The organism is Phyllobacterium brassicacearum, from assembly GCF_003010955.1.
Classification (GTDB): Bacteria; Pseudomonadota; Alphaproteobacteria; order Rhizobiales; family Rhizobiaceae; genus Phyllobacterium; species Phyllobacterium brassicacearum.
In genome coordinates, this window is sequence record NZ_PGGO01000015.1 from 71,825 (window position 1) to 98,388 (window position 26,564).

The window sequence follows — 26,564 nt, forward strand, 5'->3', positions numbered from 1 at the left end:
CTAGATCCAATCCGTGAAGAAATGTGCACCGGCCTGCTTTCTGATCCGCAACGCTGCGTCCCGGCCAATTTCTATGGCGTCAGAAAGTGCGCCCTCTCCCATCACTTCATGGGCTTCGCTTCCGTCCGGCAGAAGAACCATCCCGTGGAACTGCACGCTCTCGCCCGAAACCGTAGCAAGACCGGCTATCGGCGTCCGGCAGGAGCCATCAAGGCCGGCAAGGAAGGCACGTTCGCAGTTGAGCGCCGTTGACGTGGGCAAATGATTGAGGGGCGCAAGCAGTGCATCGATCCGCTTATCGCCGATGCGACTCTCCACCGTAATTGCCCCCTGCCCAGGTGCAGGGGGAAAGGTTCTGACATCCATCAACTCGGTAACGACATCCGCAAGGCCGAGACGGCGCAAGCCAGCATAGGCGAGGAACGTCGCGTCAACGTCGCCAGAGCTGAGCTTGCGCAGGCGTGTTTCGACATTGCCGCGAAAATTGACGATCTTGAGATCGGGACGGACACGGCGGATCAGTGCCTGCCGCCGCAAGGAAGCAGAGCCGACCACAGCCCCGTGCGGCAAATCAAGCAGCCGCTCGACATCCCGGCCTATGAATGCATCGCGGGGGTCCTCACGCTCCAGGAAGATCGAGAGATGCAAGCCCTCAGGCAGGAAGGTGGGCATGTCCTTTGATGAGTGAACCGCGAGATCGATACGGCCATCAGCCAGCTGTTCTTCGATCTCAAGCGTAAACAGACCCTTGCCCCCGACTTCCGCCAGGGGCCGGTCCTGAATACGGTCGCCGCTGGTGGAAATGACAACGATCTCGATTTCTTCCTCGCGAAGTCCGTGTGCTTTTATCAGCCGGTCACGCGTCTCACGGGCTTGTGCGAGCGCGAGCGCACTCCCACGTGTACCGATCTTGAGCGTTTTTGTTTGCATTGGCCGCTGTCCGTGTTACGCGAGTTCAGATTGGAAGATCTAATAACGACCTTCCCTTCGACGGGCAATGCGGCGAAGGATATCAGAATTATCGATGCGTGTTCTGGGAATTGAGACAAGTTGTGACGAAACAGCGGCTGCGATCGTCGAGCGCGACGATCAGGGCCACGGCCGCATTTTGTCGAACGTCGTTCTAAGCCAGATTGCCGACCATGCGCCCTATGGCGGCGTGGTTCCGGAGATCGCGGCGCGTGCCCATGTCGAAGTGCTGGACCGTCTGATCGGCCAGGCATTGCAAGAGGCGCACATCACGCTGGACGATGTCGATGCAGTGGCCGCTACCGCGGGTCCAGGATTGGTGGGCGGTTTGATCGTCGGACTGATGACCGGAAAAGCAATTGCCATGGCGGCACAAAAGCCTTTTTACGCCATCAACCACCTCGAAGGTCATGCACTAACCCCGCGCCTGACAGATCGCATCGATTTTCCCTATTTGCTTCTGCTGGTATCCGGCGGTCATACACAGATGGTGCTTGTCAAAGGTCTCGGTGACTATGAGCGCCTTGGCACGACCATCGATGACGCGCTTGGCGAAGCCTTCGACAAGACCGCCAAATTGCTTGGACTTCCTTATCCCGGCGGGCCCGAGGTGGAGAAGGCGGCCGTTCTGGGCGATCCCGACCGTTTTACTTTGCCGCGCCCGTTAAAGGGCGAAGAGCGCCTGGATTTCTCGTTCTCCGGTCTGAAGACGGCGGTGCGCCAGTTGGCTACAACATTGGAGCCACTGTCTCAAACAGACATCAACGATATTTGTGCCGCATTCCAGACTGCTGTCGCAGACACTCTCGACGATCGGGTATCCCGGTCTCTGCGGCGATTTCGTCAGAGCTTCCCCGATGTCGAGGAGCCTGCACTGGTCGTCGCAGGAGGCGTTGCCGCCAACAAGGTCTTGCGTGATGGTCTGCAAGAGCTCTGCTCGGAAAATGGCTTTCGCTTCGTCGCGCCACCACTGGCGCTGTGTACCGACAATGCCGCAATGATTGCCTGGGCAGGTGCCGAACGCGCCAGTGATCAGGCGCCGGCCGATTCCCTTGACATTGCGCCGCGCTCGCGGTGGCCTCTAGATATGCAATCGACACCATTGATTGGTGCTGGCCGAAGAGGTGCCAAGGCATGAGCAGTCAACCAACAATCGCAGTCCTCGGCGGCGGCGCCTGGGGTACCGCCCTCGGCACGATGGCGGCTTCCAACGGCAATGCGGTTCGTCTCTATGCGCGCGATGCTCTGGCCGTTGATTCCATTAACAGAAATCACCGCAACAACACTTATCTTCCGGACATCGATCTCCATCCGATGCTGAAGGCCAGCACCGACGCCGAAGAAGTGATGAGCAACAGCGACCTCATCCTGTGTGTCGTTCCAGCTCAGTCCCTGGCAGATGCGATGGAAGGATGGAAAGACCTGATCCCAACGGCAACGCCGCTCGTCGTCTGTGCCAAGGGCATTGAGCGCAAGAGCGGACTGCTCATGTCCGATCTCGTCGCCAAAATTTTGCCGGGTCATGCACTTGGAGCTTTATCCGGACCAAGCTTTGCCACCGACGTGGCCAAAGGACTGCCGACCGCCGTGACCGTGGCTGCACGCAGTCAGGCGCTTGCCGACCGTATCGCACAGATACTGTCGGGCCCAACCTTCCGCTGCTATTCGACCGACGATCTGACTGGCGTGGAGGTCGGTGGAGCGCTCAAGAATGTGCTCGCCATCGCCGCGGGGGCGGCAGTTGGAAGGGGGTTCGGCGCCAGCGCCCAGGCGGCACTTGTTACGCGCGGATTTGTGGAGCTGCGCCGCATCGGCCAAGCGCTTGGCGCAAAGCCGGAGACTATCATGGGGCTTTCCGGCCTTGGGGATCTGATGCTTACCTGCTCGACGCCACAATCGCGTAACTATTCCTATGGGCTTGCCCTCGGCAGAGGCGAGGACTTGGACGGTCGACCGCTTGCGGAGGGCGTTGCAACAGCCGCTGTCGCTGCCGAGCTCGCCGTCCGCCACAAGATCGAAGCGCCGATCATCGCAGCCGTGGCGGAAATCCTCGACCGCCGCATTACCATTGACGAAGCGATGGAGGCCCTGCTTGCGCGTCCGCTCAAGAACGAAGACTAACCCGGAGACGACGAATGCTCTATGCCCTCCTTTGCACCGACAAGCCCGACCACCTGCAGGTGCGCCTTGACACTCGCGCCGCACATCTCGACTATTTGAATGGCTTAAGTGATCAGATAAAATTTGCCGGGCCATTCCTCGGTGAGGATGGGAAGCCCAATGGCAGTCTCGTCGTCGTCGACGCTGCCGATCCTATGGCAGCAAAAAATATCGCCGCCAGCGATCCTTACTCCAAGGCTGGCCTCTTCGCTTCTGTCGAGATTCGCCCATGGAACTGGGCAATCAAAAACCCGGACAACAATTAAGGCTCCAAAATGGCTTTCTGGCTTTTCAAATCCGAACCGGACGCATGGTCGTGGGATAAACAAAAGGCGGCTGGTGCCAAGGGCACAGAGTGGACCGGCGTGCGCAACTACCAGGCACGCAACAACATGCGCGCCATGCAAATCGGCGACAAAGGCTTCTTCTATCACTCCAATGAGGGGCTGGAAGTTGTCGGTATTGTCGAGGTATGCGCGCTGGCACATCACGATTCGACGACGGACGATCCGCGCTGGGAATGCGTCGATATCCGTGCCGTCAAGGATGTACCCGTTCCTGTGACCTTGAAGGACGTCAAGGTCAATCCGAAGCTGGAAAAGATGGCGCTGGTCACGTCCATGCGGTTGTCGGTGCAGCCGGTAACAGCGGACGAATGGAAAGAAGTCTGCCGTATGGGCGGACTCGTCCCGGCTCCGGAATGACCTTCGCCGATGGATGAGGCTGCCCTCGACCCTGACACTGATCGCTATCGCCGGTTCGTGCTGGCCAACACTGTTCTCCAATCGCCGCCACACGTGCCGGAAATAGCGCTTTATCTTGCCGATGAAGCTCATGATCTCTGGCACCGGACGGAAGAGGAACTGACAACACTCGGATTACCGCCACCATTCTGGGCCTTCGCCTGGGCGGGCGGTCAAGGCGTGGCACGCTACGTCCTCGACAATCCTGTGACCGTCGCCAATGCCGCCGTGCTCGATTTTGCATCGGGTTCCGGTCTCGTCGGCATTGCGGCGACCAAGTCGGGCGCTGCGCGCACTATCGCCTGCGATATCGATCCGTTTGCCCGTCCGGCAATTGCACTCAATGCCAATGCAAATCAGGTGACCCTCGAAGTCAGTATCGAGAATTTGATCGGGAGTGACGGCGGTTGGGATGTCGTGCTGGCGGGTGACGTTTTCTACGACAAGACGCTGGCCGACCAGCTCCTGCCCTGGTTCACGCGCCTTGCGAAACGTGGCGCCAGCATCATTATAGGCGATCCGGGCCGATCCTATCTTCCCAAGGATATCCTCGAACCTCTCGCCGTCTACTCGGTTCCGGTGACGCGGGCGCTCGAGGATACCGAGGTCAAGCGGACGACTGTCTGGCGCTTCAAGCCCTAGCGCAATACGCGAATAATGGTTCGGCAGGACAGATGCGGAAGGAGCCGATCCATATCGGCACGGCTCAACGCAATGCAGCCTTCGGTCGGTGTGTATCCCGGTCTTGCAAGGTGAAAGAAAATGGCGCTGCCATTGGCGCGGCGCCGTGGCCTTATGTTCCAGTCCATGACGATGCAGATATCGTACAGACTATCCTTGCGCCACATCGTCTCGTGGCTCGCGCCATATGGTATGCGAACTCTACGGTTGTAGTTGCGATCGCTACTAACTTCGCACCAGCCGTCATTGCTGCGCAGTGGACTTAATCTCAGCGCGCTGGGGCTTGCCACGTTCTTGTCGGGACGTTTGAAGCCATAAAGGAGCCGCATCTGTGCGAGCGGCGTCGCACCGTCACCCTCACGTTTGAAAGCCGTGATTCCGCCTTTGCCAAGCGCGCAACGAAGAATGTTGTTGCCGGCGATCAACTGGCCCTGACTAGGGTGACCTGGCCTCGGACGAACATCAATCAATTTCAATAACCTGCGACTCATGCTTGCCTCATAAAAAGCATTTTTGTGTCAGACTGATGCGCTGCATACGCAATATCAAGTCGATGCTCTTTCTTTCCTGTCTAATTCGACTTAAATTCCAACGACTTCTTTCCAATTTGCGGGAGATCTGATGACAGCGCGTACCATTCTTATCGTCGACGACGATTCGGACCTGCGAGCAATCCTGGTTGAACAGCTCAGCCTTTATGAGGAGTTCCAGATCATAGAGGAAGACAACGCGACCAAGGGTGTCCAGGCAGCACGAAACGGGGTCGTCGATCTTCTGATCATGGATGTCGGCCTGCCCGACATGGATGGACGCGAGGCGGTAAAACTGCTTCGCAAGGGTGGATTCAAGGCTCCCGTTATCATGCTGACCGGCCATGACACCGATTCGGACACCATTCTCGGTCTTGAATCGGGTGCTAATGACTATGTGACCAAGCCTTTCCGGTTTGCGGTGCTGCTAGCGCGCATCCGCGCGCAGCTTCGTCAGCATGAACAGAGCGAAGACGCGACCTTTGTCGTCGGGCCCTATACGTTCAAGCCCGGGCAAAAGATGCTGATCGACGCGAAGGGCGGCAAGATCCGGCTGACCGAGAAGGAAGTCGCCATCATAAAATATCTTTACCGCGCGGGGGGTAAGGTCATCACCCGCGATGTTCTGCTGGAAGAGGTTTGGGGTTACAATTCGGGGGTGACCACGCACACGCTGGAAACCCACGTCTACAGGTTGCGGCAAAAAATTGAGCACGATCCGTCGAATTCGACCATACTCGTTACCGAAAGCGGGGGATACAAGCTCATTCCTTGATGCCGATGGGGCCAATCTAGGTATATGTCTGTAATTGCATGGCAATTGAAGATGATATTCGCATTCTGGAGACGGTGGGGCTGTTCGAGACGTTTACGCGCGACCAGTTGCGGTTGCTTGCCTTCGGAACGGAGCGGCTTGTCTTAAGGGAGGGCCGCGAGCTTTACCGCGAAGGTCAGTCCGCCGATTGCGCCTATGTCATTGATCGCGGTGAGATTTCTCTGTTTCGCGAAGGGCCGTCAGGTCGCATTGTCTTGAAAACCGTGGGGCCTGGCGCTGTCCTCGGTGAGATGGCCATAATTGCCCAGACCAAGCGATTGACCAGCGCCATGGCCGAGACCGAGACTGAAGTCATCCGCCTCAATCGCTCGCTTTTCCGGCGCATTCTCGAGGAGTATCCCGAAATTGCCGCCGCCCTGCACGATCAGATCGCCGCGGACCTGAACGATATGATCGAGGCCATCACCGGGTACGAGCATCTGTTCGGCGAACGCTAAGTACGCGTCAGCACAACCAAATTTCCCGCGCCAGTTGAGAATCTTGTACCAGAATCGCGAATCCCAGGATGGGAATCACCAGAACCTGTACGGAATTCGAACCATTCTGTCCGATTCGTGTTTCTGATTCCGATCAATCGAGATCGAATCGGGCAATGACCGGCACATGGTCCGAGGGTCGATCCCAGCCGCGCGCCTCACGCAGCACGGTGATATCGGTGAGGTCGTTTTCGAGGTCTGGCGAACCCCAGATGTGGTCGAGGCGGCGGCCACGATCGGCAGCCGCCCAATCGGCCGCGCGGTAGCTCCACCAAGTGTAGATTTTCTCATGTCGCGGAATGTGGTGGCGCATGAGATCGCTCCAGCCGCCATTCTTCCGCAGGGCTTCCAGTCCCTCGGTCTCGATCGGCGTATGACTTACAACCTTCAGCAACTGTTTGTGCGACCAGACATCGGTTTCCAATGGCGCAATATTGAGATCGCCGACAAGCAGGGATGCATGTCCATCGCCATAATCGCCATTCATGGCCTTCATCTCGTCGAGGAAGCCAAGCTTGTGAGCGAACTTCGGATTGATCTCCGGGTCTGGCTCGTCACCGCCGGCCGGGACGTAGAAATTGTGAATGCGCAGACGTTTCGATCCGGCAGTCACCACTGTGCTCAGATGCCGGCAATCCGCAATATTGCAAAACCCTACCCTTGCCGTATCCCTCAAGGGACGACGCGAAAGCGTAGCAACGCCGTGATAGCCCTTTTGGCCGCTGACTTCGACATGTTCGTATCCCGCCTCGCGAAAGGCATCGCGCGGAAAGAACTCATCGGGGCATTTCGTTTCCTGCAAGCACAACACATCCGGCTGATGATCAGCAAGGAACTGCAGAACCAGCGGCAAGCGCAGGCGCACCGAATTGATGTTCCAGGTAGCAACGGAGAAAGGCATGGGAGGCTGGTCTCGCGGTATGGGAATGGAGCCGTGAGACTAGTCGAAGTGCCGTCGAATGAAAACCAAAAGGCCGGTCATCCACAGGAGCCGATGGTTACTTCTTCATCGCAATCCGGGTGTAGTCGATTTTGAACATGTCATCGGCAAAACGAACGCCGGTACGAACGTTTGTGATCATCACCGTCGTATCCAGCCCCTGGGCATCGGTGATCGTCCACTGACGCAGATCGTATGATCTCGGGTCGAACATCATCGTGATGGTTGAATTACCGAAGACCGACTTGTCGCCAAGCACGATTGTGGTCATGTCCGGTTCCTGTTTGACCGATTTGACCTTGCCGCCGGAAAGATCGATCTGATTGCTGAGAAGCAGCTTCAACGGAGTTTTCGACAGCGGGTAAAGGTCCCATGTGTCGAGTTTGCGATTGTTGATCACAACCGAACTGCCGTCCGAGATCACGCGTATCGGCGATGGTTTGTTATAGTTGAAGCGTATCTTGCCTGGCCGTTCGATATAGAACGTGCCTTCGGTCTGTTCGCCGCGCGGGCCGAACTGAACGAAATTTCCTGTCAGCGTTTTAACGCCAGAGAATTTGTTGGCTATTTCTTGCGCCGCACCTATTCCGGCGGGCGCCGCCTGGGCGAGAGCCGGGGTTACCAGTGCGGCGCTTGCACCAACAAGCAATCCCATTCCGACCATGGACGCAACCGCCGAAGCTCTGGCCAGCGAGCCAATTGCGCGAAACGGTACTCTTGTCTTTGTCATGGTCGTATCTCCTGTCGTCTTGTCTCGCTTCTACGCTGCCAGTTTGGCTTCAGTATGGCTAAGAAACGGCAGCTGCCCGTTTCTTGTTCCGCATTGACGTTACGTAACCGCACTATTTGAGCGTTATGTAATGATCCCATCGTAATCATACCATAACAGACCGCAAATTCGTTACGTTACGGCACATTTTGTCAAAACTCGTCATCCTGTGTCGGCACGAGAATTTCTCGCTTACCAGCGTGGTTGGCCGGTCCGACGAGCCCTTCCTGTTCCATGCGTTCGATGATGGAAGCCGCGCGATTGTAACCGATACCAAGCCGGCGCTGGATGTAACTGGTCGAGGCCTTCTTGTCGCGAAGAACGACCGCAACCGCCTGGTCGTAAGGATCATCGGAATCCTCGAGGTTGGTGGTCCCCACTGGCCCGCCGCCCTCATCCTCGTCATCCTCTTCGGTAATGGAATCGAGATATTCCGGAACACCCTGCAGCTTCAGATGCTGAACGATCTTTTCCACCTCGTCATCGCCTACAAATGGTCCGTGCACGCGCTGGATGCGACCGCCACCGGCCATGTAAAGCATGTCGCCCATTCCGAGCAGCTGCTCGCCGCCCTGCTCCCCGAGAATGGTGCGCGAATCGATTTTTGACGTCACCTGGAACGAGATACGGGTCGGGAAATTTGCCTTGATTGTACCGGTGATCACGTCAACCGACGGGCGCTGCGTCGCCATGATCACATGAATCCCCGCCGCACGCGCCATCTGTGCCAGGCGCTGCACCGCGCCCTCGATGTCCTTGCCGGCAACCATCATCAGGTCGGCCATCTCATCGATGATGACAACGATGTAGGGCATCGGCTTCAGATCGAGTTCTTCCGTCTCGTATACGGCTTCGCCCGTTGCCCGGTCGAAGCCGGTCTGCACAGTACGGGCAATGCGCTCACCCTTCTTGTGCGCCTGTTCGACACGCTGGTTGAAGCCGTCAATATTGCGCACGCCGACCTTCGACATCTTCCGGTAGCGGTCTTCCATCTCCTTGACCGTCCACTTGAGCGCAACGACGGCCTTCTTCGGATCGGTGACGACTGGCGTTAGAAGATGCGGAATCCCGTCATAGATCGACAGTTCCAGCATCTTGGGATCAATCATGATCAGGCGGCACTGCTCCGGGGTCATCCGGTAGAGCAGCGAAAGGATCATTGTATTGATGGCAACGGATTTACCCGAACCGGTGGTGCCGGCCACCAGAAGATGCGGCATTTTCGCAAGATCGGCGATGACCGCTTCGCCATTGATGGTCTTGCCTAGCGCTAGCGCCAGCTTGGTCTTGGTCTGTTCGAAATCCCGACTCGCCAGAAGTTCGCGCAGATAAACCATCTCGCGAGTCTGGTTCGGCAGTTCGATGCCGATGGCGTTCCGTCCAGGGACAACGGCGACACGTGCAGCGATGGCGCTCATCGATCTGGCGATATCATCGGCAAGCGTGATGACCCGCGAAGACTTGATACCGGGCGCGGGTTCCAGTTCGTAAAGTGTAACGACGGGGCCTGGACGAACATGGATGATCTCTCCACGCACGCCGAAATCTTCAAGGACGCCTTCCAGCAACCTTGCATTCTGTTCCAGAGCCTCCTTGGACAGGCTCGGGTTGCGCACGACATTCTTGGGTTCGCTGAGAAAGTGCAGGGATGGCATCTCGAATTCATCAGATTTGATGAGTGAGGCTTGAGCCTCGCGCTGAACACGCGCACCGGCCCGTGGCGCGGGTGCCGGCGTATCGATGCGTGCCGTGACGGGGCGGGCGGGCGGCATGGCTTCCGCTCGTCCGGGCGCCCTTTGCGGCGCCCAATCGTCGATATCCTCGTCCTCATCGTCGAATGCAACCGGATCAAAGCGATTGGACCTCTCATCGAAGTCGCGCCCGATATCGATCGATGGCGCCTCGACCCGTGGTGCTTCGTCATAGAATCCGGGCTCACGGCGCACACTGCTACCATGCTGGCGCGGGGCCGGAACGTCGTCGAGGAAATCGTCCTCACTCCGGCGGATGTTGCGGGCGCTACCATAGAGACCTGCGCCATGCCCGAAAATACGGCGGAACAGTGCCTTTGCGCTCAGGAACCAGTGGGTGAGGGCGCCGAGAGCCAGCAGGCCGCCGCCCTCGTCCTCATCATCCTCATCATCGCCATAGTCATCATCCTCCGCCACATGGCGCTTGGATTTCTTGAGGATGGCTGGTTCGCTGTCGCGGTAAGTGATCCCGCTGGCGAAGGCAAAGGTCCAAAGGGTCGGGATGGCCAGGACGGCAACGAGGATCATTGCCAGGCCGCCGCGGGGAAATGTACCGATGAAGATCCCTGGAATCTTGAGGACCATATCGCCAAAAACGCCGCCAAGACCGATCGGCATCGGCCAGCTTGCGGGAATCGCAAAACAACCGGCCATAGCGGCGGCCATCAGCGAAGCACAGAACCAGGCAATAATGCGGCGCGGCATGCGGTCGACACCGCGCCCGGTCAACAGCAAACCACCCCAGAAGAGCGCGGGCATCAGCGCAGCAAGCATCGACAGTCCGAAGAACTGCATGCCGAGATCGGAGAAGACTGCACCGGGGTATCCGAGGGCATTGCGGGTCGGATTCGACGTGGCGTGACTGAAGCTGGGATCGGTAACGTTCCACGTGGCAAGGCTGCCAATGGCGAAGGCAACAAAGCAAAACAGCACCAGACCCCAGAGGATATGAATCTGCCTGCGGAAGATGCGGGTCAACCCCTGCCGCTCGTCCTCAATTGCATAAGACGCTGAATAAGCTTGACGCATGAAATCCGGTCCCACGTGAACGCATATTGGCGGCTGTGACATGCCGCAGATTCGAGAGCTCTCAAATTAAGACGCGGATGGTTAAGGGGGCATTAACCATGGGAAGGAGCAGGGCGAATTTAACGAAAGGACAGGTTGGGCCCCAAAAAACAGATGGGCCAGGAGAACCAGGCCCATCGGATTGCAGTCAAAGCAAGCCTGTTACGAGTGATAGGCAGCTTCGCCGTGCGAGGTGAGGTCGAGACCTTCACGTTCGGCTTCAGGAGCGGCACGCAGACCGACAATCAGATCGACGATCTTGTAGAGGATCGCACTGCCGATGCCAGACCACAGGAGCGTAACAGCTACGCCCTTGAACTGCGCCCAAACCTGAGTTGCAGTTCCTGCGTAACCGGCAGCAAAGTCGGCCGTCGAATAATCGACAATGCCCGCACCGCCGAGAGCCGGGTTGACCAGGATGCCAGTACCGAGAGCACCGACGATGCCGCCAACGCAATGGATGCCGAAGACATCGAGACTGTCATCATAGTCGAATGTGTTCTTCACGACGGCAACGAAGAAGTAGCAGACGACCGTTACGATGGCGCCGAGAACGATGGCGCCCATTGGACCGGCAAAGCCGGCTGCAGGCGTAACCGCAACAAGACCGGCAACGGCACCCGAAACCGCACCCAGCATGGAAGCTTTTCCGCGCAGGATGGATTCCAGCAGGATCCACACGACGGTCGCCGCGGCGGTTGCCACGAAGGTGTTGATCATTGCAAGAACGGCATAGGCATTGGCTTCGAGGTTCGAGCCTGCATTGAAGCCAAACCAGCCCACCCACAGCAACGAAGCACCGACCATGGTGAGTGTCATGGAGTGAGGCGCCATGATGTCTTTCTTGTAGCCGGCACGCTTGCCGATCATGAGGGCGCCAACCAGGCCGGCAATACCAGCATTGATGTGAACGACCGTACCGCCGGCGAAGTCGATTGCCCCAAAGCCAAAGATCAGACCTGACGGGTCAGAATAGGCGCTTGGACCGCCCCAGAACCACACCATATGGGCGATGGGGAAATAGACGAACGTGACCCAGAGGATGACAAACAGCACGACTGCCGAGAACTTGATACGTTCGGCAAAAGCGCCGACGATCAAAGCGGGCGTGATGCAGGCGAACGTCATCTGAAAGACGACGAAGACCAGTTCAGGGATGGCAACGCCCTTCGAGAAGGTTTCCGACAGCGTCGTCACGTCTACGCCGGCCAGAAATGCCTTGGAGAACCCGCCGAAGAATGCATTGCCCGGCGTGAATGCAAGGCTGTAGCCATAGAACACCCAGATCAGCATCACGACGGCCGTGATGGTGAAGACCTGCATGAGAACCGACAGCATGTTTTTGGCGCGGACAAGCCCGCCATAGAAGAGGGCGAGGCCCGGAATGGTCATCAACAGCACGAGGACCGTTGAGATCATCATCCAGGTGGTGTCACCTTTGTCGACTGTAAAGGCTGGCGCTGCGGCGGCGGGAGCAGCTGGCGCGGCTTCCTGAGCGAAGGCAGCCAGCGAACCGAATGCGATCAGCGCCAGCGATCCCAATAGGGTGCTGCGCGCCGCAGATGTCAGACTGGTTGGAATTTTCATTATGCTCTCCTTGAACCCCAAATAACTCATAACGCGTCGGTGTCGGTTTCGCCGGTGCGAATACGGACTGCCTGCTCGATACTAAGAACGAAGATTTTTCCGTCGCCGATCTGGCCGGTTTTCGCGGCTGTTGTAATGGCTTCGACGGCGGTGTCGACGAGCTCGGAAGCGACCGCCACCTCGATTTTCAGTTTTGGCAGAAAGCTGACCGCATATTCGGCACCGCGATAAATCTCGGTGTGCCCTTTCTGGCGGCCATAACCTTTCACCTCGGTGACGGTCAGGCCCTGGATGCCGACAGCGGTGAGTGCTTCCCGCACTTCGTCCAGCTTGAACGGCTTGATGATGGCCATCACAATTTTCATTGACTATACCCCTGCGCTAGCGCGGTACCCCCGGGTGGAATTACCCGAAGAGCAGCAAACCGCGTTGAACCCATCGCCTAAAGCCCTAATGGCCATGGTGACTGCTCAGGAGTATTCAAGTTCCGTGCCAGACTCGAAGGAGGCCGCCAACTTATTGATTACAAATAGATATTTTTAGTCGACAGTGATTACACTATACGATTCGCAGCAACATGCTTAAAAAATAGGCAGCTACGAGGGATTCAATAAATCTCATTCCTTAGGATGCACACGAATTAGGCCCTCTTGGGCCGTCGAGGCAATCAAAGCGCCGTCACGGCTATAGATTGCACCACGATTGAAGCCACGCGCACCGGATGTACTCGGGCTGTCTGCCGTATAAAGCAGCCAGTCATCGAAACGGCAGGGCCTGTGGAACCACATGGCGTGGTCGAGGCTGGCGACCTGCAAATCGCGATCGAAGATCGACCGGCCGTGCGCATAGAGCGAGGTATCGAGGAGCGTCATGTCCGACAGGTAGGCGAGAACGGCCGCCTGCACCGCGCGGTCATCCGGCACGGGTCCGGTGGCTCTGATCCAGACATTTTGTTCCGGCGGCAGCTTTTCACGCGAGAAATAGTGCGTCAGCGATAGCGGCTTCAACTCGATCGGCCGGTCCTGCTCCCAGTACCTGCGGATATTGGCAGGCGCATTCTGCAGATATTGTTCTTTCAGGTCCTTGTCGCTGATCAGCTGCTCGGGGGGCGTAATATCGAGCGGGCGCGGCTTCTGGTGGTCCAGCCCTGCCTCCTCGATCTGGAACGATGCCTCCAGTGAGAAGATTGCGTGGCCATGCTGGATGCCGACGACACGGCGGGTAGTGAAACTCGAGCCGTCTCGGATCCGGTCGACTTCGTAGATGATCGGCACTTTCGGATCACCCGCGCGCATGAAATAACCGTGCAGCGAATGTACGTGCCGGGCAGGATCGACGGTGCGCTGCGCCGCGACCAAAGCCTGACCAATGACCTGTCCGCCAAAGACCCGCTGCCAGCCGACCTGCGGGCTGCGACCTCGAAACAGATTGTGTTCCAGCGTCTCAAGGTCGAGTATGGACAAAAGCTCTTTCATGGCGTCAGACATGATCGTGCATCTCCTGTTGGCGTATCTTCAACGCTTGCAACAGGAACAGGCAAACAAGTCAAGCACTGCATTGGGCACAAACCCGGAGGCAACCATGGTTGAACGAACCCGGAAACAGGAACCAGCCACCGACGTCATCATCGCCGGCGCAGGCTATGTTGGTCTCGCGACCGCGGTGGCGCTGAAATCCTCGGCGCCGCATTTGGGCGTTACGGTCATTGACGCGGCACCCGCGGGCGTCTGGCGCAACGATACGCGCGCCTCGGCCATTGCAGCGGCAGCAAGCCGCATGCTCGACAGGCTGGGCTGCTGGGACGCGATTCTTCCTGAGGCGCAGCCGATCAACGAAATGACTGTTACCGATTCGCGCACCGCCGATCCGGTGCGGCCGGTATTCCTGACCTTTAATGGCGAGATCGAGCCGGGTGAACCCTTCGCGCACATGGTGGAGAACCGCGTGCTCAATGCGTCGCTGCGCGCCAGGGCCGAAGAGCTCGGCGTTAGCTTCATCGAAGGGGCGCCGGTGGGCGGCTTCGAGCACGGCGAAGCACACCTGACGGTCCACTATGCAAACGGCAAGAGCCTGCGTACGCGGCTCCTGATCGCTGCCGACGGCGTGAAATCGCGGCTGCGTGACATGGCGGGAATCAAGACGGTCAATTGGGAATATGGCCAGTCCGGCATCGTCTGCACCGTCGCACATGAGCGTCCGCATCATGGCCGCGCCGAGGAGCATTTCCTGCCTGCCGGCCCCTTTGCGATCCTGCCGCTCAAGGGCAACCGCTCATCGCTGGTATGGACCGAACGGACGGACGATGCCGAGCGGCTGATCAAAGAGGACGATTTCGTCTTCGAACATGAGCTCGAACAGCGCTTTGGCCTGAAGCTCGGCGAGCTGCGCGTCGAAGGCGGCCGTAAATCATTCCAGCTCGGCCTGACGCTGGCGCGCGATTTCGTCAAACCGCGCTTTGCCCTTGCCGGCGACGCGGCGCACGGCATTCACCCGATCGCCGGCCAGGGCCTCAATCTCGGCTTCAAGGATGCGGCAGCACTTGCAGAGACGATCGTCGACGCCGACCGGCTCGGGCTCGATATCGGCTCGGTGGCGGTACTCGAGCGCTACCAGACCTGGCGGCGCTTCGATACGGTGCAGATGGGCGTTACCACCGATGTGTTGAACCGGCTGTTTTCGAATGACAGCGTGCCGGTACGGGCGCTGCGCGACTTCGGGCTCGGCCTCGTCGAACGGATGCCGCGGCTCAAGGGATTCTTCATCCGCCAGGCCGCGGGATTGTCGACGACAGCGCCGAAACTACTGCAGGGCCAGCCGATCTAAAGCGGGCGCGGATATTTCCGGTAGATCGCTTCGATTTCCTTGAGTACCTCGGATGAAAGCGTGACCGTGCTTGCCCAGATGTCGGTCTTCAATTGCTCCATCGTCGTCGCTCCGATGATGACAGAGGTCATGAACGGCCGCGTCAGGGCGAAGGCGATCGCCATCTGCGCCACATCGAGCCCGTGCTTGCGCGCCAGGTCGATATATGCCCTCACCGCGGGTACGGAATGCTCATTGTTGCGCCAGAGACCGCCCGGCTGGATCGCGCCGCGTGTTCCGGGCGGCGTCTTCCCGTCGAGATACTTGCCGGTCAGGACGCCGGAGGCCAGCGAAGAATAAGCCAGCAGCCCGACATCCTCGTGGTGACTGACTTCGGCAAGATCGAGATCGAACACGCGCTGCAGCAGGCTGTATTCGTTCTGCACCGAGGACACGCGCGGTAGGTCGTGGCGTTCGGCGAGCTTCAGCCATTGGCCGATGCCCCACGCCGTCTCGTTGGAAAGACCAATATGCCGGATCTTGCCTTCCTTCACCATGTCGTCGAGGCCAAGTAGCGCGTCTTCGATCTGCGCGGTGACGCGCTGCTTGTCCTGGTTCTGCGGCGCATATTTCCAGGCCGAGCCGAAATGATAATGCCCGCGGGCAGGATAATGGACCTGATAGAGATCGATGTAATCGGTTTGGAGCCGCTTGAGACTGCCTTCCACTGCCTCGCGCACCGATGTCCGGTCCGGAGGCGTTCCGTGGCGAATCCAGCTGTTGCCTCCTCCGGATATTTTGGTGGCAAGCACAAACTGGTCACGCTTGCCAGTCTTCTTGAACCATGTGCCGATATAGGTCTCGGTCTTGCCATAGGTCTCGGGGCTTGACGGAATCGCATAGACTTCCGCCGTATCCATGAAATTGACGCCTGCATCGAGCGCATAGTCTATCTGCCGATGCGCATCCTCTTCCGTGTTCTGCACGCCCCAGGTCATCGTGCCGAGGCAAATTTCCGTAACGTCGATATCCGTTCGGCCAAGCTTTTTCAGTTTCACGGGCTTTTCCTGTTTTTGATCTTGGGTTTGATCAGTCGACTTGGAGGCCAAGCCTCTGCTTTAGCTTTCTGACGCGCTGGCCGTAATGATGGGAGACAGGAACGGCGGCAGCGGCCACGCCTACCATATCAATCAATTCGCACTTTTCCAGTTCACTAAGCTGCTGACGCAAAAACGGTGAGATTTTTTCGATCACGATCGCGGTATCACCAACCTGGCTGAAAGCCCACTTTGCGTAGATCATCGCCTCATCCGCCTTTTTCGGACTGCTGATATCAAGGATCACGCTCCTCACGACATCGAAATGGCCATCCGTAATCAGCACATCCTCGGCGAGGATCGCTAAGATCAATGTCGCGGCAGCAAGCACCGGATCCTCGATCGCGGTCAGCGGCGAATGCTCCGCCTGCAGTCGGATTCTCCTGCGTCGGAAATATCCTCGCATGCGCCCGGCACCGTCGATGACATCACCCGCCGCCTCGCCCAATACCTTCAACCTGTACTACCAGAAGAGCCCTCCGCCGAGGAGCCCGAGAACTGCCAGAACAATATGCATGATTAAAATCCCTCAATGAAAAAGGCCATTCTTACGAGAGGGAGATGGGACCGTAAATTAGGCGATGGAATAATGCGGTGCCATGGATATGATACGGAACCATGCTAGCACGGAACCGTTATTGCCAAGCCCGATCACGGCGCACCAAACGTCTTGCAACCAACTTCAACGAGGGAGATAGAAATGGACAGACAAGCAACGGCAATCTGGAAAGGCGCTCTTACCGACGGGTCCGGCACACTCGAGACGCAAAGCGGGGCGCTCAATGATCTTCCCTACAATTTTAAGGCACGCTTTCAGGACGAAAGCGGCACGTCCGGGACCAATCCGGAAGAGCTGCTTGCCGCAGCTCACGCCGGATGCTTCGCCATGCAGCTTTCGCACTTCCTCGCGGAGAACGGCACCCCGGCGGAGAATCTCGAGGCCAAGGCAAAGGTGACCGTCAATCCTGCAGCCGGCGGCGGCTTCGAGATTACCAAAAGCGCATTGACACTGGTTGGCACTGTTCCGGGCATCGATGACGCGACGTTCCAGAAGCTCGCAGGACAGGCGAAAGCCAGCTGCCCGTTGTCGAAGGCACTCGGTGCGATTGAAGTGACATTGGATGCGAAATTGGGATGATTGAGCCGACCTGGTCTTGAAGCAGAACGGGCGCCATTGGCGCCCGTTTCATTTTATTCTGGCCACTCGACTATGTGCATGGTTCGACAAGCTCACCATGAAGGAGGGCTGTTGATTGCATGGACCCTGGTTGGCAGTGCTCCACCAGTGTCATGCGGTTCGACCCACTTCATGGTGAGCTTGTCGAACCACGCGCAGCAGTACTGCATCCGTCAGATCAAACCCGACGTTCCACCATCATCTTCTTGATCTCGGCGATTGCCTTAGCCGGGTTCAGACCCTTGGGGCAGGTCTGCGCACAATTCATGATCGTGTGGCAGCGATAGAGCCGGAACGGGTCTTCGAGGTTGTCGAGACGCTCGCCCGTCGCCTCGTCGCGGCTGTCGATGAGCCAGCGATAGGCCTGCAAGAGCACGGCCGGACCGAGATAGCGGTCGCCATTCCACCAATAGCTCGGGCAGGACGTCGAACAGCAGGCGCACAGAATGCACTCATAAAGGCCGTCGAGCTTGGCGCGGTCTTCGTGGCTCTGCAGCCACTCTTTAGCCGGCTCAGGCGAGACCGTCTTCAGCCACGGCTCGATCGAGCGGTGCTGCGCGTAGAAGTTGGAAAGATCGGGCACCAGATCCTTGACGACAGGCAGATGCGGCAATGGGTAGATCTTCACCGGGCCCTTGATCTCATCCATGCCCTTGGTGCAGGCGAGTGTATTGGTGCCATCGATGTTCATGGCGCAGGAACCGCAAATGCCCTCGCGGCAGGAACGGCGCAGCGTCAAGGTCGGATCGATCTTGTTCTTGATCCACAACAGTCCATCAAGGACCATCGGCCCGCAATCGTCGAGATCGACATAATAGGTGTCGATACGCGGATTCTCGCCATCATCCGGCGACCAGCGGTAAATCCGGTACTCGCGCAGATTGTTGGCGCCCTGCGGGCGGTCCCAGGTTTTGCCGGGCCGCATCTGCGAATTCTTGGGAAGGGCAAGTTCAACCATGATATTCTGGTTCCTAAATCAATACACACGCGCTTTCGGCGCGATCTTGGCGAGGCTGATGCCGCCATCCTCCTCCTTGACCAGCGGGTCAAGGTGGACAGGACGATAGCCGAGCGTGACCTTGCCGTCCGGAGCAAGCCAGGCAAGGCTGTGCTTGCGCCAGTTGACGTCATCGCGGCTCGGGAAATCCTCATGCGCATGGGCGCCGCGGCTTTCCTTGCGGGCTTCGGCAGCAACAACCGTAGTCAAAGCGTTGGCCATCAGGTTTTCCAGCTCCAGCGTCTCGACCAGATCGGAATTCCAGATCATCGAGCGGTCCGTAACCTTGATATCCGGCAGTTCGCTCCAGATCTTTTCCATGCGGTCCACGCCGGACTTCAGTGATTCCGATGTGCGGAAGACGGCGGCGTCTTCCTGCATGGTCCGCTGCATCTTTTCGCGCAAAGCTGCCGTCGGCGTGCCGCCATTGGCATGACGCAGGCGGTCGAAGCGATCCATGATCTTCGTCACCGAAGCCTCATTGATATCCGGCACCTTGGAGTTGCGATCGATGACCTGACCGGCGCGGATTGCCGCAGCACGGCCAAACACGACAAGGTCAATGAGCGAATTGGAGCCGAGGCGGTTGGCTCCATGCACCGAAGCACAGCCTGCTTCACCCACGGCCATCAGGCCGGGCTGGATGCGGTCGGGATCTTCCTTGGTCGGATTGAGCGCTTCACCCCAATAATTGGTCGGAATGCCGCCCATATTATAGTGAACCGTCGGCAGAACCGGGATGGGTTCCTTCGTCAGATCAACGCTAGCGAAAATCTTAGCCGATTCGGAAATACCCGGCAGGCGTTCATGCAGGACCGCTGGATCAAGGTGATCTAGGTGCAGGAAGATATGGTCCTTGTTCTTGCCAACGCCGCGGCCTTCGCGGATTTCCAGCGTCATGCAACGCGAAACCACATCGCGCGATGCCAGATCCTTGGCGGAAGGCGCGTAACGCTCCATGAAGCGTTCGCCTTCGGAATTGACGAGGTAACCGCCCTCGCCGCGTGCGCCTTCGGTAATCAGGCAGCCGGCGCCATAGATGCCGGTCGGATGGAATTGCACGAATTCCATATCCTGCAGAGGCAGGCCGGCGCGGGCGACCATGCCGCCGCCATCACCCGTACAGGTGTGAGCGGAGGTTGCAGAGAAATAGGAGCGTCCATAGCCGCCCGTCGCCATGACAACCATCTTGGCCGCAAAGCGATGGATCGTGCCATCGTCGAGATTCCAGGCAACAACGCCCGTAATTGTGCCGTCTTCATCCTGGATGAGATCGAGCGCGAAATATTCGATGAAGAACTGCGCATTGTTGCGCAAGGACTGGCCATATAGCGTGTGCAGAATGGCATGGCCGGTGCGGTCCGCCGCGGCGCAGGTGCGCTGCACGGGGGGCCCATCGCCGTAGTTCATCATGTGGCCACCGAAAGGGCGCTGGTAGATCTTGCCCGCTTCCGTGCGCGAGAATGGCACGCCGTAATGTTCAAGCTCGTAGACGGCAGCCGGTGCTTCACGCGCAAGATATTCCATGGCGTCGGTATCGCCGAGCCAGTCGGAACCCTTGACGGTGTCATACATATGCCATTGCCAGGAGTCCGGGCCCATATTGCTGAGCGAGGCGGCAATGCCGCCCTGCGCCGCCACCGTGTGCGAACGGGTTGGGAATACCTTGGTGATGCAGGCCGTCTTCAGGCCCTGCTCGGCCATGCCGAGGGTTGCTCGCAGGCCAGCGCCGCCAGCGCCAACCACAACCACATCGAATTTGTGGTCGACGAATGTATAGGCCTTGGTATCTGTTGGTGCCATGATTAGGCTCAGCCTCCGAAGCTCAGCTTGAGAATTGCAAAGATGCAGGCAACGCCGACCGCCAGGGCGAAAAACGTATTGAGCATCAACAGCACGATCTTCATGCCTTCGCCGTGTACATAATCCTCAATGATGGCCTGCATGCCGAGGCGCATGTGATAGAGGCCGGAGATGACCACCATCAATAGGACCAGCGAAGTTAGCGGGTGAGATAGGGCCGCCCGCGTTTCGACATAGCCCGCGCCATGCAGGGACAGGATTAACCCGATGAAAAACAACATTAGCGGAACATTGGACACGGCCGTCAGCCGCTGACGCCAGAAATGATCCGTACCCTCTTTCGCAGAACCCAATCCGCGAACCTTGCCAAGCGGCGTGCGCATATCGCCCATCGTTCGGCCTCCTTTAAGCTATTGTGAATGCGGCGATCCAGACCAGGATCGTCAGAATGACGGAAAGAACGAGCGAAGCCCACGCCATCTTCGTGGTGGTCTCTTTTTCAAGGCCACGCCCGGTATCCCAGATCAGGTGGCGTATACCGCCGATCATGTGATGGATGAGCGCCCATGTGTAACCGAGCAGGACGAGACGACCGATCCAGGAGCCGTAGATCGCATTGACGAAATTGAAATAGTCTTCATTCGTCGATGCAGCGATCAGCCACCAGGCAACCAGCAGCGTGCCGAAATAGAGGGCCCCACCGGTGATACGGTGAACGATCGACATGACCATGGTTGGAATTGGCTTGTAGATTTGCAAATGCGGCGACAGTGGCCGATTCGCATGCAGGTTTGTCTTGCTCATAGCGTCCCCAAGAGTAGCGCCGCGCCTGAACTGGCGGGCAGGGCCGAAAAGGCTGGATAGAGGCAATTTAGAAGGGTTTTAATCCGGTTTTTGCACTGCGTCAAAGCCCCATTCCGCACCCTCATGCGGCGAATTGGCACCAATAGCAAGTCAATAAGGTTTTTGCTTAAAATTCAATCGTTTAAAGCCCGTGAAACGACCTCGAAAGCGTAAATTTCTGACGCCATGTGGTGCAAAAAAATAATTGACTGAGTCCGTCCGTTGTGGGTCAAGATTGCTTGTTTCGGGCTCGTTCGAACAATGTTTGTATGCGACAAGCCGGGTCGTTCGCAGAATGCCGCCCCATCGCGGCACTCTGCAACGAACTTCAGTTATTGATTGCCGAAGCGAATAATGAAGCTGGTCCAGTCGGCTGGGGCGGCAACCTGTTCGTAAAGCTTGCGCCCGTCTTCCGGAACGCGCGGTGCGTTGAGCGAGAGTTTGGTCCAGCCGCGCTCCTCCGCCTTGTCGGCGAGCACGTCAATCAGGGCCTTGGCGATGCCTTTGCCGCGGTGGTCGTGATGGACATAGATGTGGTCGACCTGACCGGCGCGCATGCCGGAAACCGGCTCGGGCAGATCGTAGAAGATCACAAAGCCGACGAGATGCCCGTCCAGACGTGCACCGGCGATCTCGGCCGCGCGATCGCGCAGGAGATTTTCCGCATAGTAATCATCAGGCCTGCGCGGGGCGCCCCGTTTCAACGCCTGGGCGTAACTGGCAAGCAGCGGAGCGAACTCATGGGCATCGCTCAGATGCAATAGGGAAATGTCGATGGCGTGTTCATCTGCAGTCTTTTTGCTCATGATTGCTTCCGTCCCTTCATGCCTGCTCTCGTTCGCCTGAGGATTGGTTGATTGTGTCGCGCCCGTCAACCTGTGCCCGGTATGAAAATCGATTTGATTAGACTTTGGGCAGATGACAATTGTTAATAAAGGGTTAATCTCGGGTACAGGAAAATTCGACCATCCGAGGCGGCCATGTTCCATACGAAAAATCTTACTTGCTCAGTACTGGCGTCACTGGCGCTCGCAATCAGTTCGCAGGTTGCGGCGGCAGACGAGTTCAATCCCAGCAACAGCTACGGCGACGAATATGGCAATGTGGTCCTGCATAAGGCGGGCGGCCCCAAGATCATCTTTATCGGCGCGGCCGCAGCGAAATCCGACAAGCTGGGCAGGGACATCCGGCGGCAGGTGCCGGTCTACAAGCGCGCCAAAGGCCCGTCGGTGATCTCGCCAGTCAGCGATCCGCTCGTCGTTGGCGTCGTCCCGGCGCCCAACACCGGGGGCTGCAACAGCCCCTTTGTCATTCAAGGACGCGGCTACATGTATGGTCTCGACCGCAACGAAACGCCCGTCCTCGGTCATCCCGACTGCGACTAGGAGCGGCTTGCGCCAAGATTTGATTTGCCTCCGTTAGCTGCGCCCTGTATTGGGGCCGCTTTCCACGAGGTAGTAACATGGCTCGCAACTCCGACGGCGCACTCGTCCTTTTTTCCGGCGGGCAGGATTCTGCCACGTGCCTCGCCTGGGCGCTGGCAAACTTCGATCGCGTCGAGACCGTTGGTTTCGATTACGGCCAGCGCCACCGGATCGAGCTCGAGGTGCGCCACCAGTTTCGTGAGGCGATCACAGCCACCTTTCCGCAATGGGCGGCACGGCTGGGCGACGATCATATGCTCGATGCGGGCATTGTCGGCCAACTCGGCGCATCGGCAATGACCAACGACATAGCCATCGAGATGGCTGACAACGGCCTGCCCAATACCTTTGTGCCCGGCCGCAATCTCCTGTTTTTCACGCTTGCGGGCGCACTGGCCTACCGCCGCGGTTTGCGGGTCATCGTCGGCGGCATGTGCGAGACCGATTATTCCGGCTATCCCGACTGCCGCGACGATACGCTGAAAGCGCAGCAGGTGGCGCTGTCGCTCGGCCTCGACCGCCGCGTTACCATCGAGACTCCGTTGATGTGGCTCGACAAGGCCGAGACCTTTGCGCTGGCGCAGGATCTAGGCGGCGAAGCACTGCTCAACCTGATCGTCGAAAATACCCATACCTGCTATCTCGGCGACCGCTCCAACCGGCACGCATGGGGCTATGGCTGCGGCACCTGCCCGGCCTGCGAATTGCGATCGGCGGGATGGCAGAAGTTCAAGGCGGAGGCCGCATGACCTACGCCGTCAAGGAAATCTACCTGACCCTGCAGGGTGAGGGCAATCATACCGGACGAGCCGCCGTGTTCATGCGCTTTGCCGGCTGCAATCTTTGGTCCGGACTCGAGCGCGATCGCGAGGAAGCGGTGTGCCAATTCTGCGATACGGATTTTGTTGGCCTGAATGGACCGGGCGGCGGCAAGTTCAAGACCGCTGATGCGCTGGCTGATGCGGTTGCGGCGCATTGGCCCGACGCGCATAATTCAGGCGGGAAGCCCTATGTCATCTGCACGGGCGGCGAACCGCTGCTGCAACTCGACTTGGCCCTGATCGACGCCTTCCACGTGCGCGGCTTCGAAGTGGGGGTCGAGACCAATGGTACCATCGCCGCGCCAGCCGGTCTCGACTGGATCTGCGTCTCACCCAAGGCAGCCGCACCACTGGTTCAGACCAGCGGCAACGAGCTCAAGCTCGTGTTTCCGCAGAAGGAAGCGGAGACGCATCCATCACGCTTCGAGCAGCTTTCCTTCGAGCATTTCTATTTGCAACCACTTGACGTTATCGGCGATCCGGCGCAAACCGCATCGCATGTGGCATCTGCAGCGGCCTATTGCCTCGCCCACCCGCTTTGGCGGCTGAGCACGCAGACACATAAACTGATCGGCTTGCCCTGAGGGCAAGCTCTTTGTTTACCGCAGTTCCGATTGCCAAAACCGTTACACAGTTTTGCTGGAATTGCTTTAGCGGGCGCCTGTATTGCGCCAGAGCTGACGGAGCATCAATTGAGAATCTTCAACGAATTCACGTTCGAAGCGGCACACCATTTGCCGCACATTTTTCCTGACGGGCATGTCAACACGCGCCTGCACGGCCACAGTTTTCGCGTTCGCGTAACACTGGAAGGTAAACCGGACGCGAGGACAGGCCTCATTTCCGATCTCGGGGTTGTCAAGGACGCCTTTGACAGTGCCCTCGAGCTCCTCGATCACCGGTACCTCAACGAGATCAGAGGGCTCGAAACACCGACGCTTGAGAACATTGCGATCTGGCTTTGGCGGCATTTCGCGGCGGTCCTGCCCGGTCTGGCGCAGGTTGGCGTGTACCGCGATACGTGCGGCGAGGGCTGCGAATATCAGGGTGAATACGAAAAAAGAGAGGTGACAGCATGAGCCATTATGCAGAACAGGCGACGATGCTCGGCAAGGATGTGAAGATCCCGCAACATCCTGACGAGGCAATGCTCGACGCCGTCCCCAACCCGCAGGCCGGAACGCTCTTTCTCGCGCGCTTCGCCTGCCCTGAGTTCACCTCACTGTGCCCGGTCACCGGCCAGCCGGACTTCGGTCACCTGGTGATTGACTATGCACCGGACCAGAGCCTTGTCGAATCCAAATCGCTGAAGTTGTTTCTTGGCAGCTTCCGCAATCATGGCGCTTTCCATGAAGATTGCACCGTCAACATCGGCAAGCGCATCGTCGAGGCGGTAAAACCCTTATGGCTGCGCATTGGCGGCTACTGGTATCCGCGTGGCGGCATTCCGATCGATGTCTTCTGGCAGACCGGGCCGGTACCGGAAGGCCTGTGGCTCCCGGACCAGGGCGTTCCGCCCTATCGCGGGCGCGGGTGAAGCAAATGAAAACGGGGCTCCGGGGCCCCGTTTTTTTCTAGCCCGTCGGGCCGTTTCAGGCTGCTATTTCCACTCTCTAATATCAACAAAATGTCCCGCAATCGCCGCGGCTGCCGCCATGGCGGGCGACACGAGATGCGTGCGGCCCTTGAAGCCCTGACGCCCTTCGAAGTTGCGGTTTGAAGTTGACGCACAGCGCTCGCCCGGCTTCAGACGATCGTCATTCATGGCGAGGCACATGGAGCAGCCCGGCTCGCGCCAATCAAATCCTGCCGCCTTGAAGATCTTGTCGAGGCCCTCGGCTTCCGCCTGTTCCTTGACGAGGCCAGATCCCGGTACGATCATTGCATCAACCGTCTCGCTGACCCTGCGGCCTTCGACAACCTTGGCAACCTCGCGCAAATCCTCGATGCGGCCATTGGTGCAGGAACCGATGAACACGCGGTCAAGCTTGATGTCGGTGATCGGCGTGCCGGGCTTCAGGCCCATATAGTCGAGTGCACGCCACTTCGACGAACGCTTGGTTTCGTCGGCAATCTCGTCCGGGTTTGGCACTGCGCCAGTGACCGAGATCACATCTTCCGGTGAAGACCCCCAGGAAACGATGGGCGGCAGATCAGCCGCGTTCAACACGACGACCTTGTCGAAATGTGCGCCCTCATCGCTCTTCAGCGTCTTCCAGTATTCGACGGCCTGCTCGAAGGCTGCGCCCTTTGGTGCGCGCGGCTTATCTTTGACGTAGGCGAATGTCGTCTCGTCGGGAGCAATCAAACCTGCGCGAGCACCGCCTTCGATCGACATGTTGCAGATCGTCATGCGGCCTTCCATCGACAGCGCGCGAATGGCCTCGCCCGCATATTCGATGACATATCCGGTGCCGCCAGCAGTCCCGATCTCGCCGATAATGGCAAGGATGATGTCCTTTGCGGTAACGCCAGCCGGAAGCACGCCATCGACACGCACCAGCATGTTCTTGGCTTTCGACTGGATCAGCGTCTGGGTGGCGAGAACGTGCTCGACTTCCGACGTGCCGATGCCGTGTGCCAACGCGCCGAAGGCGCCATGCGTGGACGTGTGGCTGTCGCCACAAACAATGGTCATTCCCGGCAGGGTGAAGCCCTGCTCCGGTCCAATGATGTGAACGATACCCTGGCGGATATCCTTCTCTGAGTAATATTCGACGCCGAAATCCGCAGCATTCCTGGCAAGCGCCTCGACCTGGATGCGGCTTTCCTCGTTCTTGATACCGTGGATCCGGTCCGGCGAGGTTGGCACGTTGTGATCGACGACAGCCAATGTCTTTTCCGGATGACGGACCTTGCGGCCCGCTACGCGCAAGCCTTCGAAAGCCTGCGGGCTGGTTACCTCATGCACAAGATGGCGATCAATATAGAGAAGGCACGTGCCGTCAGCTTGGCTGTCGACCAGATGGTCATCCCATATCTTGTCATAGAGTGTACGTGGCGCAGTCATAGCAACATCCTCGGCACGGTTTCGTGCTTTTCAATTATTTCGTGGACATATGCACTCGAGGTCCACTTACGTCAAGAAACA

30 protein-coding genes are annotated in these 26,564 nt (G+C 58.3%); 14 read left to right on the plus strand and 16 right to left on the minus strand.

Annotation, left to right across the window (positions count from 1 at the left end):
* Positions 1 to 930 carry a hydroxymethylbilane synthase gene (hemC, locus tag CU102_RS18900; RefSeq protein WP_106712656.1) on the minus strand — a complete coding sequence of 310 codons (930 nt, stop codon included), beginning with the start codon at positions 928 to 930 and terminating at the stop codon, positions 1 to 3.
* A 94-nt stretch (positions 931 to 1,024) separates the two neighbouring features.
* On the opposite strand from hemC, the gene tsaD reads away from it, so the two are divergent.
* The 5 genes from tsaD to CU102_RS18925 are packed head-to-tail and all read left to right on the plus strand — an operon-like array spanning position 1,025 to position 4,514.
* Positions 1,025 to 2,107, plus strand: a complete 1,083-nt coding sequence (tsaD, locus tag CU102_RS18905) for a tRNA (adenosine(37)-N6)-threonylcarbamoyltransferase complex transferase subunit TsaD (protein ID WP_106712657.1) — start codon at positions 1,025 to 1,027, stop codon at positions 2,105 to 2,107.
* Entirely contained in the window at positions 2,104 to 3,090 is a 987-nt protein-coding gene (locus tag CU102_RS18910; protein ID WP_106712658.1) for an NAD(P)H-dependent glycerol-3-phosphate dehydrogenase, read from the plus strand. Before tsaD ends, CU102_RS18910 begins: the two co-directional genes overlap by 4 nt.
* Before the next feature lie 14 nt (positions 3,091 to 3,104).
* On the plus strand, positions 3,105 to 3,395 hold the full coding sequence (locus tag CU102_RS18915) for a YciI-like protein (protein WP_106712659.1): 291 nt from the start codon (positions 3,105 to 3,107) through the stop codon (positions 3,393 to 3,395).
* Between the two features lie 9 nt (positions 3,396 to 3,404).
* Positions 3,405 to 3,833, plus strand: coding sequence for an EVE domain-containing protein (locus CU102_RS18920; RefSeq protein WP_106712660.1), 429 nt, complete (start codon positions 3,405 to 3,407; stop codon positions 3,831 to 3,833).
* Between the two features lie 9 nt (positions 3,834 to 3,842).
* The gene (locus CU102_RS18925; protein WP_106712661.1) at positions 3,843 to 4,514 is read left to right on the plus strand and encodes a class I SAM-dependent methyltransferase; all 672 of its coding nucleotides are present in this window, start codon (positions 3,843 to 3,845) and stop codon (positions 4,512 to 4,514) included.
* Here the strand turns inward: CU102_RS18925 and CU102_RS18930 are convergent.
* Complete coding sequence (locus CU102_RS18930; protein ID WP_106712662.1) at positions 4,511 to 5,044, minus strand: L,D-transpeptidase family protein; 534 nt, start codon at positions 5,042 to 5,044, stop codon at positions 4,511 to 4,513. The two genes, CU102_RS18925 and CU102_RS18930, sit on opposite strands and share 4 nt — an antisense overlap.
* 130 nt (positions 5,045 to 5,174) lie before the next feature.
* Here CU102_RS18930 and CU102_RS18935 point away from each other — a divergent pair, with 130 nt between their 5' ends.
* Both CU102_RS18935 and CU102_RS18940 read left to right on the plus strand, forming a co-directional pair.
* On the plus strand, positions 5,175 to 5,858 hold the full coding sequence (locus CU102_RS18935) for a response regulator transcription factor (RefSeq protein WP_106712663.1): 684 nt from the start codon (positions 5,175 to 5,177) through the stop codon (positions 5,856 to 5,858).
* Positions 5,859 to 5,896: 38 nt separating this feature from the next.
* Positions 5,897 to 6,355 carry a cyclic nucleotide-binding domain-containing protein gene (locus CU102_RS18940; RefSeq protein WP_106712664.1) on the plus strand — a complete coding sequence of 153 codons (459 nt, stop codon included), beginning with the start codon at positions 5,897 to 5,899 and terminating at the stop codon, positions 6,353 to 6,355.
* 133 nt (positions 6,356 to 6,488) lie between these two features.
* Here CU102_RS18940 and CU102_RS18945 read toward each other — a convergent pair whose 3' ends face one another.
* The 6 genes from CU102_RS18945 to tesB form a co-directional block, all read right to left on the minus strand.
* Positions 6,489 to 7,295, minus strand: a complete 807-nt coding sequence (locus CU102_RS18945) for an exodeoxyribonuclease III (RefSeq protein WP_106712665.1) — start codon at positions 7,293 to 7,295, stop codon at positions 6,489 to 6,491.
* A gap of 97 nt (positions 7,296 to 7,392) precedes the next feature.
* Positions 7,393 to 8,064 carry an outer membrane lipoprotein carrier protein LolA gene (locus CU102_RS18950; protein ID WP_106712666.1) on the minus strand — a complete coding sequence of 224 codons (672 nt, stop codon included), beginning with the start codon at positions 8,062 to 8,064 and terminating at the stop codon, positions 7,393 to 7,395.
* A 191-nt stretch (positions 8,065 to 8,255) separates the two neighbouring features.
* The gene (locus CU102_RS18955) at positions 8,256 to 10,883 is read right to left on the minus strand and encodes a DNA translocase FtsK (protein ID WP_106712733.1); all 2,628 of its coding nucleotides are present in this window, start codon (positions 10,881 to 10,883) and stop codon (positions 8,256 to 8,258) included.
* Positions 10,884 to 11,084: 201 nt separating this feature from the next.
* Positions 11,085 to 12,509, minus strand: coding sequence for an ammonium transporter (locus tag CU102_RS18960; RefSeq protein WP_106712734.1), 1,425 nt, complete (start codon positions 12,507 to 12,509; stop codon positions 11,085 to 11,087).
* Positions 12,510 to 12,535: 26 nt separating this feature from the next.
* Entirely contained in the window at positions 12,536 to 12,874 is a 339-nt protein-coding gene (locus CU102_RS18965; RefSeq protein WP_106712667.1) for a P-II family nitrogen regulator, read from the minus strand.
* A gap of 252 nt (positions 12,875 to 13,126) precedes the next feature.
* Positions 13,127 to 13,996 carry an acyl-CoA thioesterase II gene (tesB, locus tag CU102_RS18970; protein WP_106712668.1) on the minus strand — a complete coding sequence of 290 codons (870 nt, stop codon included), beginning with the start codon at positions 13,994 to 13,996 and terminating at the stop codon, positions 13,127 to 13,129.
* A gap of 94 nt (positions 13,997 to 14,090) precedes the next feature.
* Here tesB and CU102_RS18975 point away from each other — a divergent pair, with 94 nt between their 5' ends.
* On the plus strand, positions 14,091 to 15,332 hold the full coding sequence (locus tag CU102_RS18975) for a ubiquinone biosynthesis hydroxylase (RefSeq protein WP_106712735.1): 1,242 nt from the start codon (positions 14,091 to 14,093) through the stop codon (positions 15,330 to 15,332).
* Here the strand turns inward: CU102_RS18975 and CU102_RS18980 are convergent.
* Together CU102_RS18980 and CU102_RS18985 are read right to left on the minus strand one after the other, a co-directional pair.
* Positions 15,329 to 16,363 carry an aldo/keto reductase gene (locus CU102_RS18980; protein ID WP_106712736.1) on the minus strand — a complete coding sequence of 345 codons (1,035 nt, stop codon included), beginning with the start codon at positions 16,361 to 16,363 and terminating at the stop codon, positions 15,329 to 15,331. The two genes, CU102_RS18975 and CU102_RS18980, sit on opposite strands and share 4 nt — an antisense overlap.
* A 37-nt stretch (positions 16,364 to 16,400) precedes the next feature.
* Positions 16,401 to 16,856, minus strand: a complete 456-nt coding sequence (locus CU102_RS18985; RefSeq protein WP_106712669.1) for a hypothetical protein — start codon at positions 16,854 to 16,856, stop codon at positions 16,401 to 16,403.
* A gap of 252 nt (positions 16,857 to 17,108) precedes the next feature.
* Here CU102_RS18985 and CU102_RS18990 point away from each other — a divergent pair, with 252 nt between their 5' ends.
* Complete coding sequence (locus tag CU102_RS18990; RefSeq protein ID WP_106712670.1) at positions 17,109 to 17,546, plus strand: OsmC family protein; 438 nt, start codon at positions 17,109 to 17,111, stop codon at positions 17,544 to 17,546.
* A gap of 217 nt (positions 17,547 to 17,763) precedes the next feature.
* Here CU102_RS18990 and CU102_RS18995 read toward each other — a convergent pair whose 3' ends face one another.
* The 5 genes from CU102_RS18995 to CU102_RS19015 form a co-directional block, all read right to left on the minus strand.
* Positions 17,764 to 18,543 carry a succinate dehydrogenase iron-sulfur subunit gene (locus CU102_RS18995; protein ID WP_106662103.1) on the minus strand — a complete coding sequence of 260 codons (780 nt, stop codon included), beginning with the start codon at positions 18,541 to 18,543 and terminating at the stop codon, positions 17,764 to 17,766.
* 18 nt (positions 18,544 to 18,561) lie between these two features.
* On the minus strand, positions 18,562 to 20,385 hold the full coding sequence (sdhA, locus tag CU102_RS19000; protein ID WP_106712671.1) for a succinate dehydrogenase flavoprotein subunit: 1,824 nt from the start codon (positions 20,383 to 20,385) through the stop codon (positions 18,562 to 18,564).
* Between the two features lie 8 nt (positions 20,386 to 20,393).
* Positions 20,394 to 20,777 (minus strand): succinate dehydrogenase, hydrophobic membrane anchor protein, encoded by a 384-nt coding sequence (gene sdhD, locus CU102_RS19005; RefSeq protein ID WP_106712672.1) that lies wholly within the window; start codon positions 20,775 to 20,777, stop codon positions 20,394 to 20,396.
* A gap of 13 nt (positions 20,778 to 20,790) precedes the next feature.
* Positions 20,791 to 21,189, minus strand: coding sequence for a succinate dehydrogenase, cytochrome b556 subunit (gene sdhC / locus CU102_RS19010; RefSeq protein ID WP_106712673.1), 399 nt, complete (start codon positions 21,187 to 21,189; stop codon positions 20,791 to 20,793).
* Between the two features lie 371 nt (positions 21,190 to 21,560).
* A complete protein-coding gene (locus CU102_RS19015; protein WP_106712737.1) occupies positions 21,561 to 22,034 on the minus strand; it encodes a GNAT family N-acetyltransferase in 474 nt (157 codons plus the stop codon).
* Positions 22,035 to 22,208: 174 nt separating this feature from the next.
* On the opposite strand from CU102_RS19015, the gene CU102_RS19020 reads away from it, so the two are divergent.
* The 5 genes from CU102_RS19020 (at position 22,209) to queF (ending at position 25,010) form a co-directional block, all read left to right on the plus strand.
* Entirely contained in the window at positions 22,209 to 22,613 is a 405-nt protein-coding gene (locus CU102_RS19020; protein ID WP_106712674.1) for a hypothetical protein, read from the plus strand.
* Positions 22,614 to 22,690: 77 nt separating this feature from the next.
* On the plus strand, positions 22,691 to 23,401 hold the full coding sequence (queC, locus tag CU102_RS19025) for a 7-cyano-7-deazaguanine synthase QueC (protein WP_106712675.1): 711 nt from the start codon (positions 22,691 to 22,693) through the stop codon (positions 23,399 to 23,401).
* On the plus strand, positions 23,398 to 24,057 hold the full coding sequence (gene queE, locus CU102_RS19030) for a 7-carboxy-7-deazaguanine synthase (protein WP_106712738.1): 660 nt from the start codon (positions 23,398 to 23,400) through the stop codon (positions 24,055 to 24,057). The genes queC and queE overlap by 4 nt, the downstream gene beginning before the upstream one ends.
* 108 nt (positions 24,058 to 24,165) lie before the next feature.
* Positions 24,166 to 24,552: a 6-pyruvoyl trahydropterin synthase family protein gene (locus CU102_RS19035; protein ID WP_106712676.1), complete on the plus strand. Its 387-nt coding sequence runs from the start codon at positions 24,166 to 24,168 to the stop codon at positions 24,550 to 24,552.
* Positions 24,549 to 25,010 (plus strand): preQ(1) synthase, encoded by a 462-nt coding sequence (gene queF / locus CU102_RS19040; protein WP_106712677.1) that lies wholly within the window; start codon positions 24,549 to 24,551, stop codon positions 25,008 to 25,010. The genes CU102_RS19035 and queF overlap by 4 nt, the downstream gene beginning before the upstream one ends.
* A gap of 63 nt (positions 25,011 to 25,073) precedes the next feature.
* Here queF and leuC read toward each other — a convergent pair whose 3' ends face one another.
* Complete coding sequence (gene leuC / locus CU102_RS19045) at positions 25,074 to 26,483, minus strand: 3-isopropylmalate dehydratase large subunit (protein WP_106712678.1); 1,410 nt, start codon at positions 26,481 to 26,483, stop codon at positions 25,074 to 25,076.
* Positions 26,484 to 26,564 lie beyond the last annotated feature (81 nt).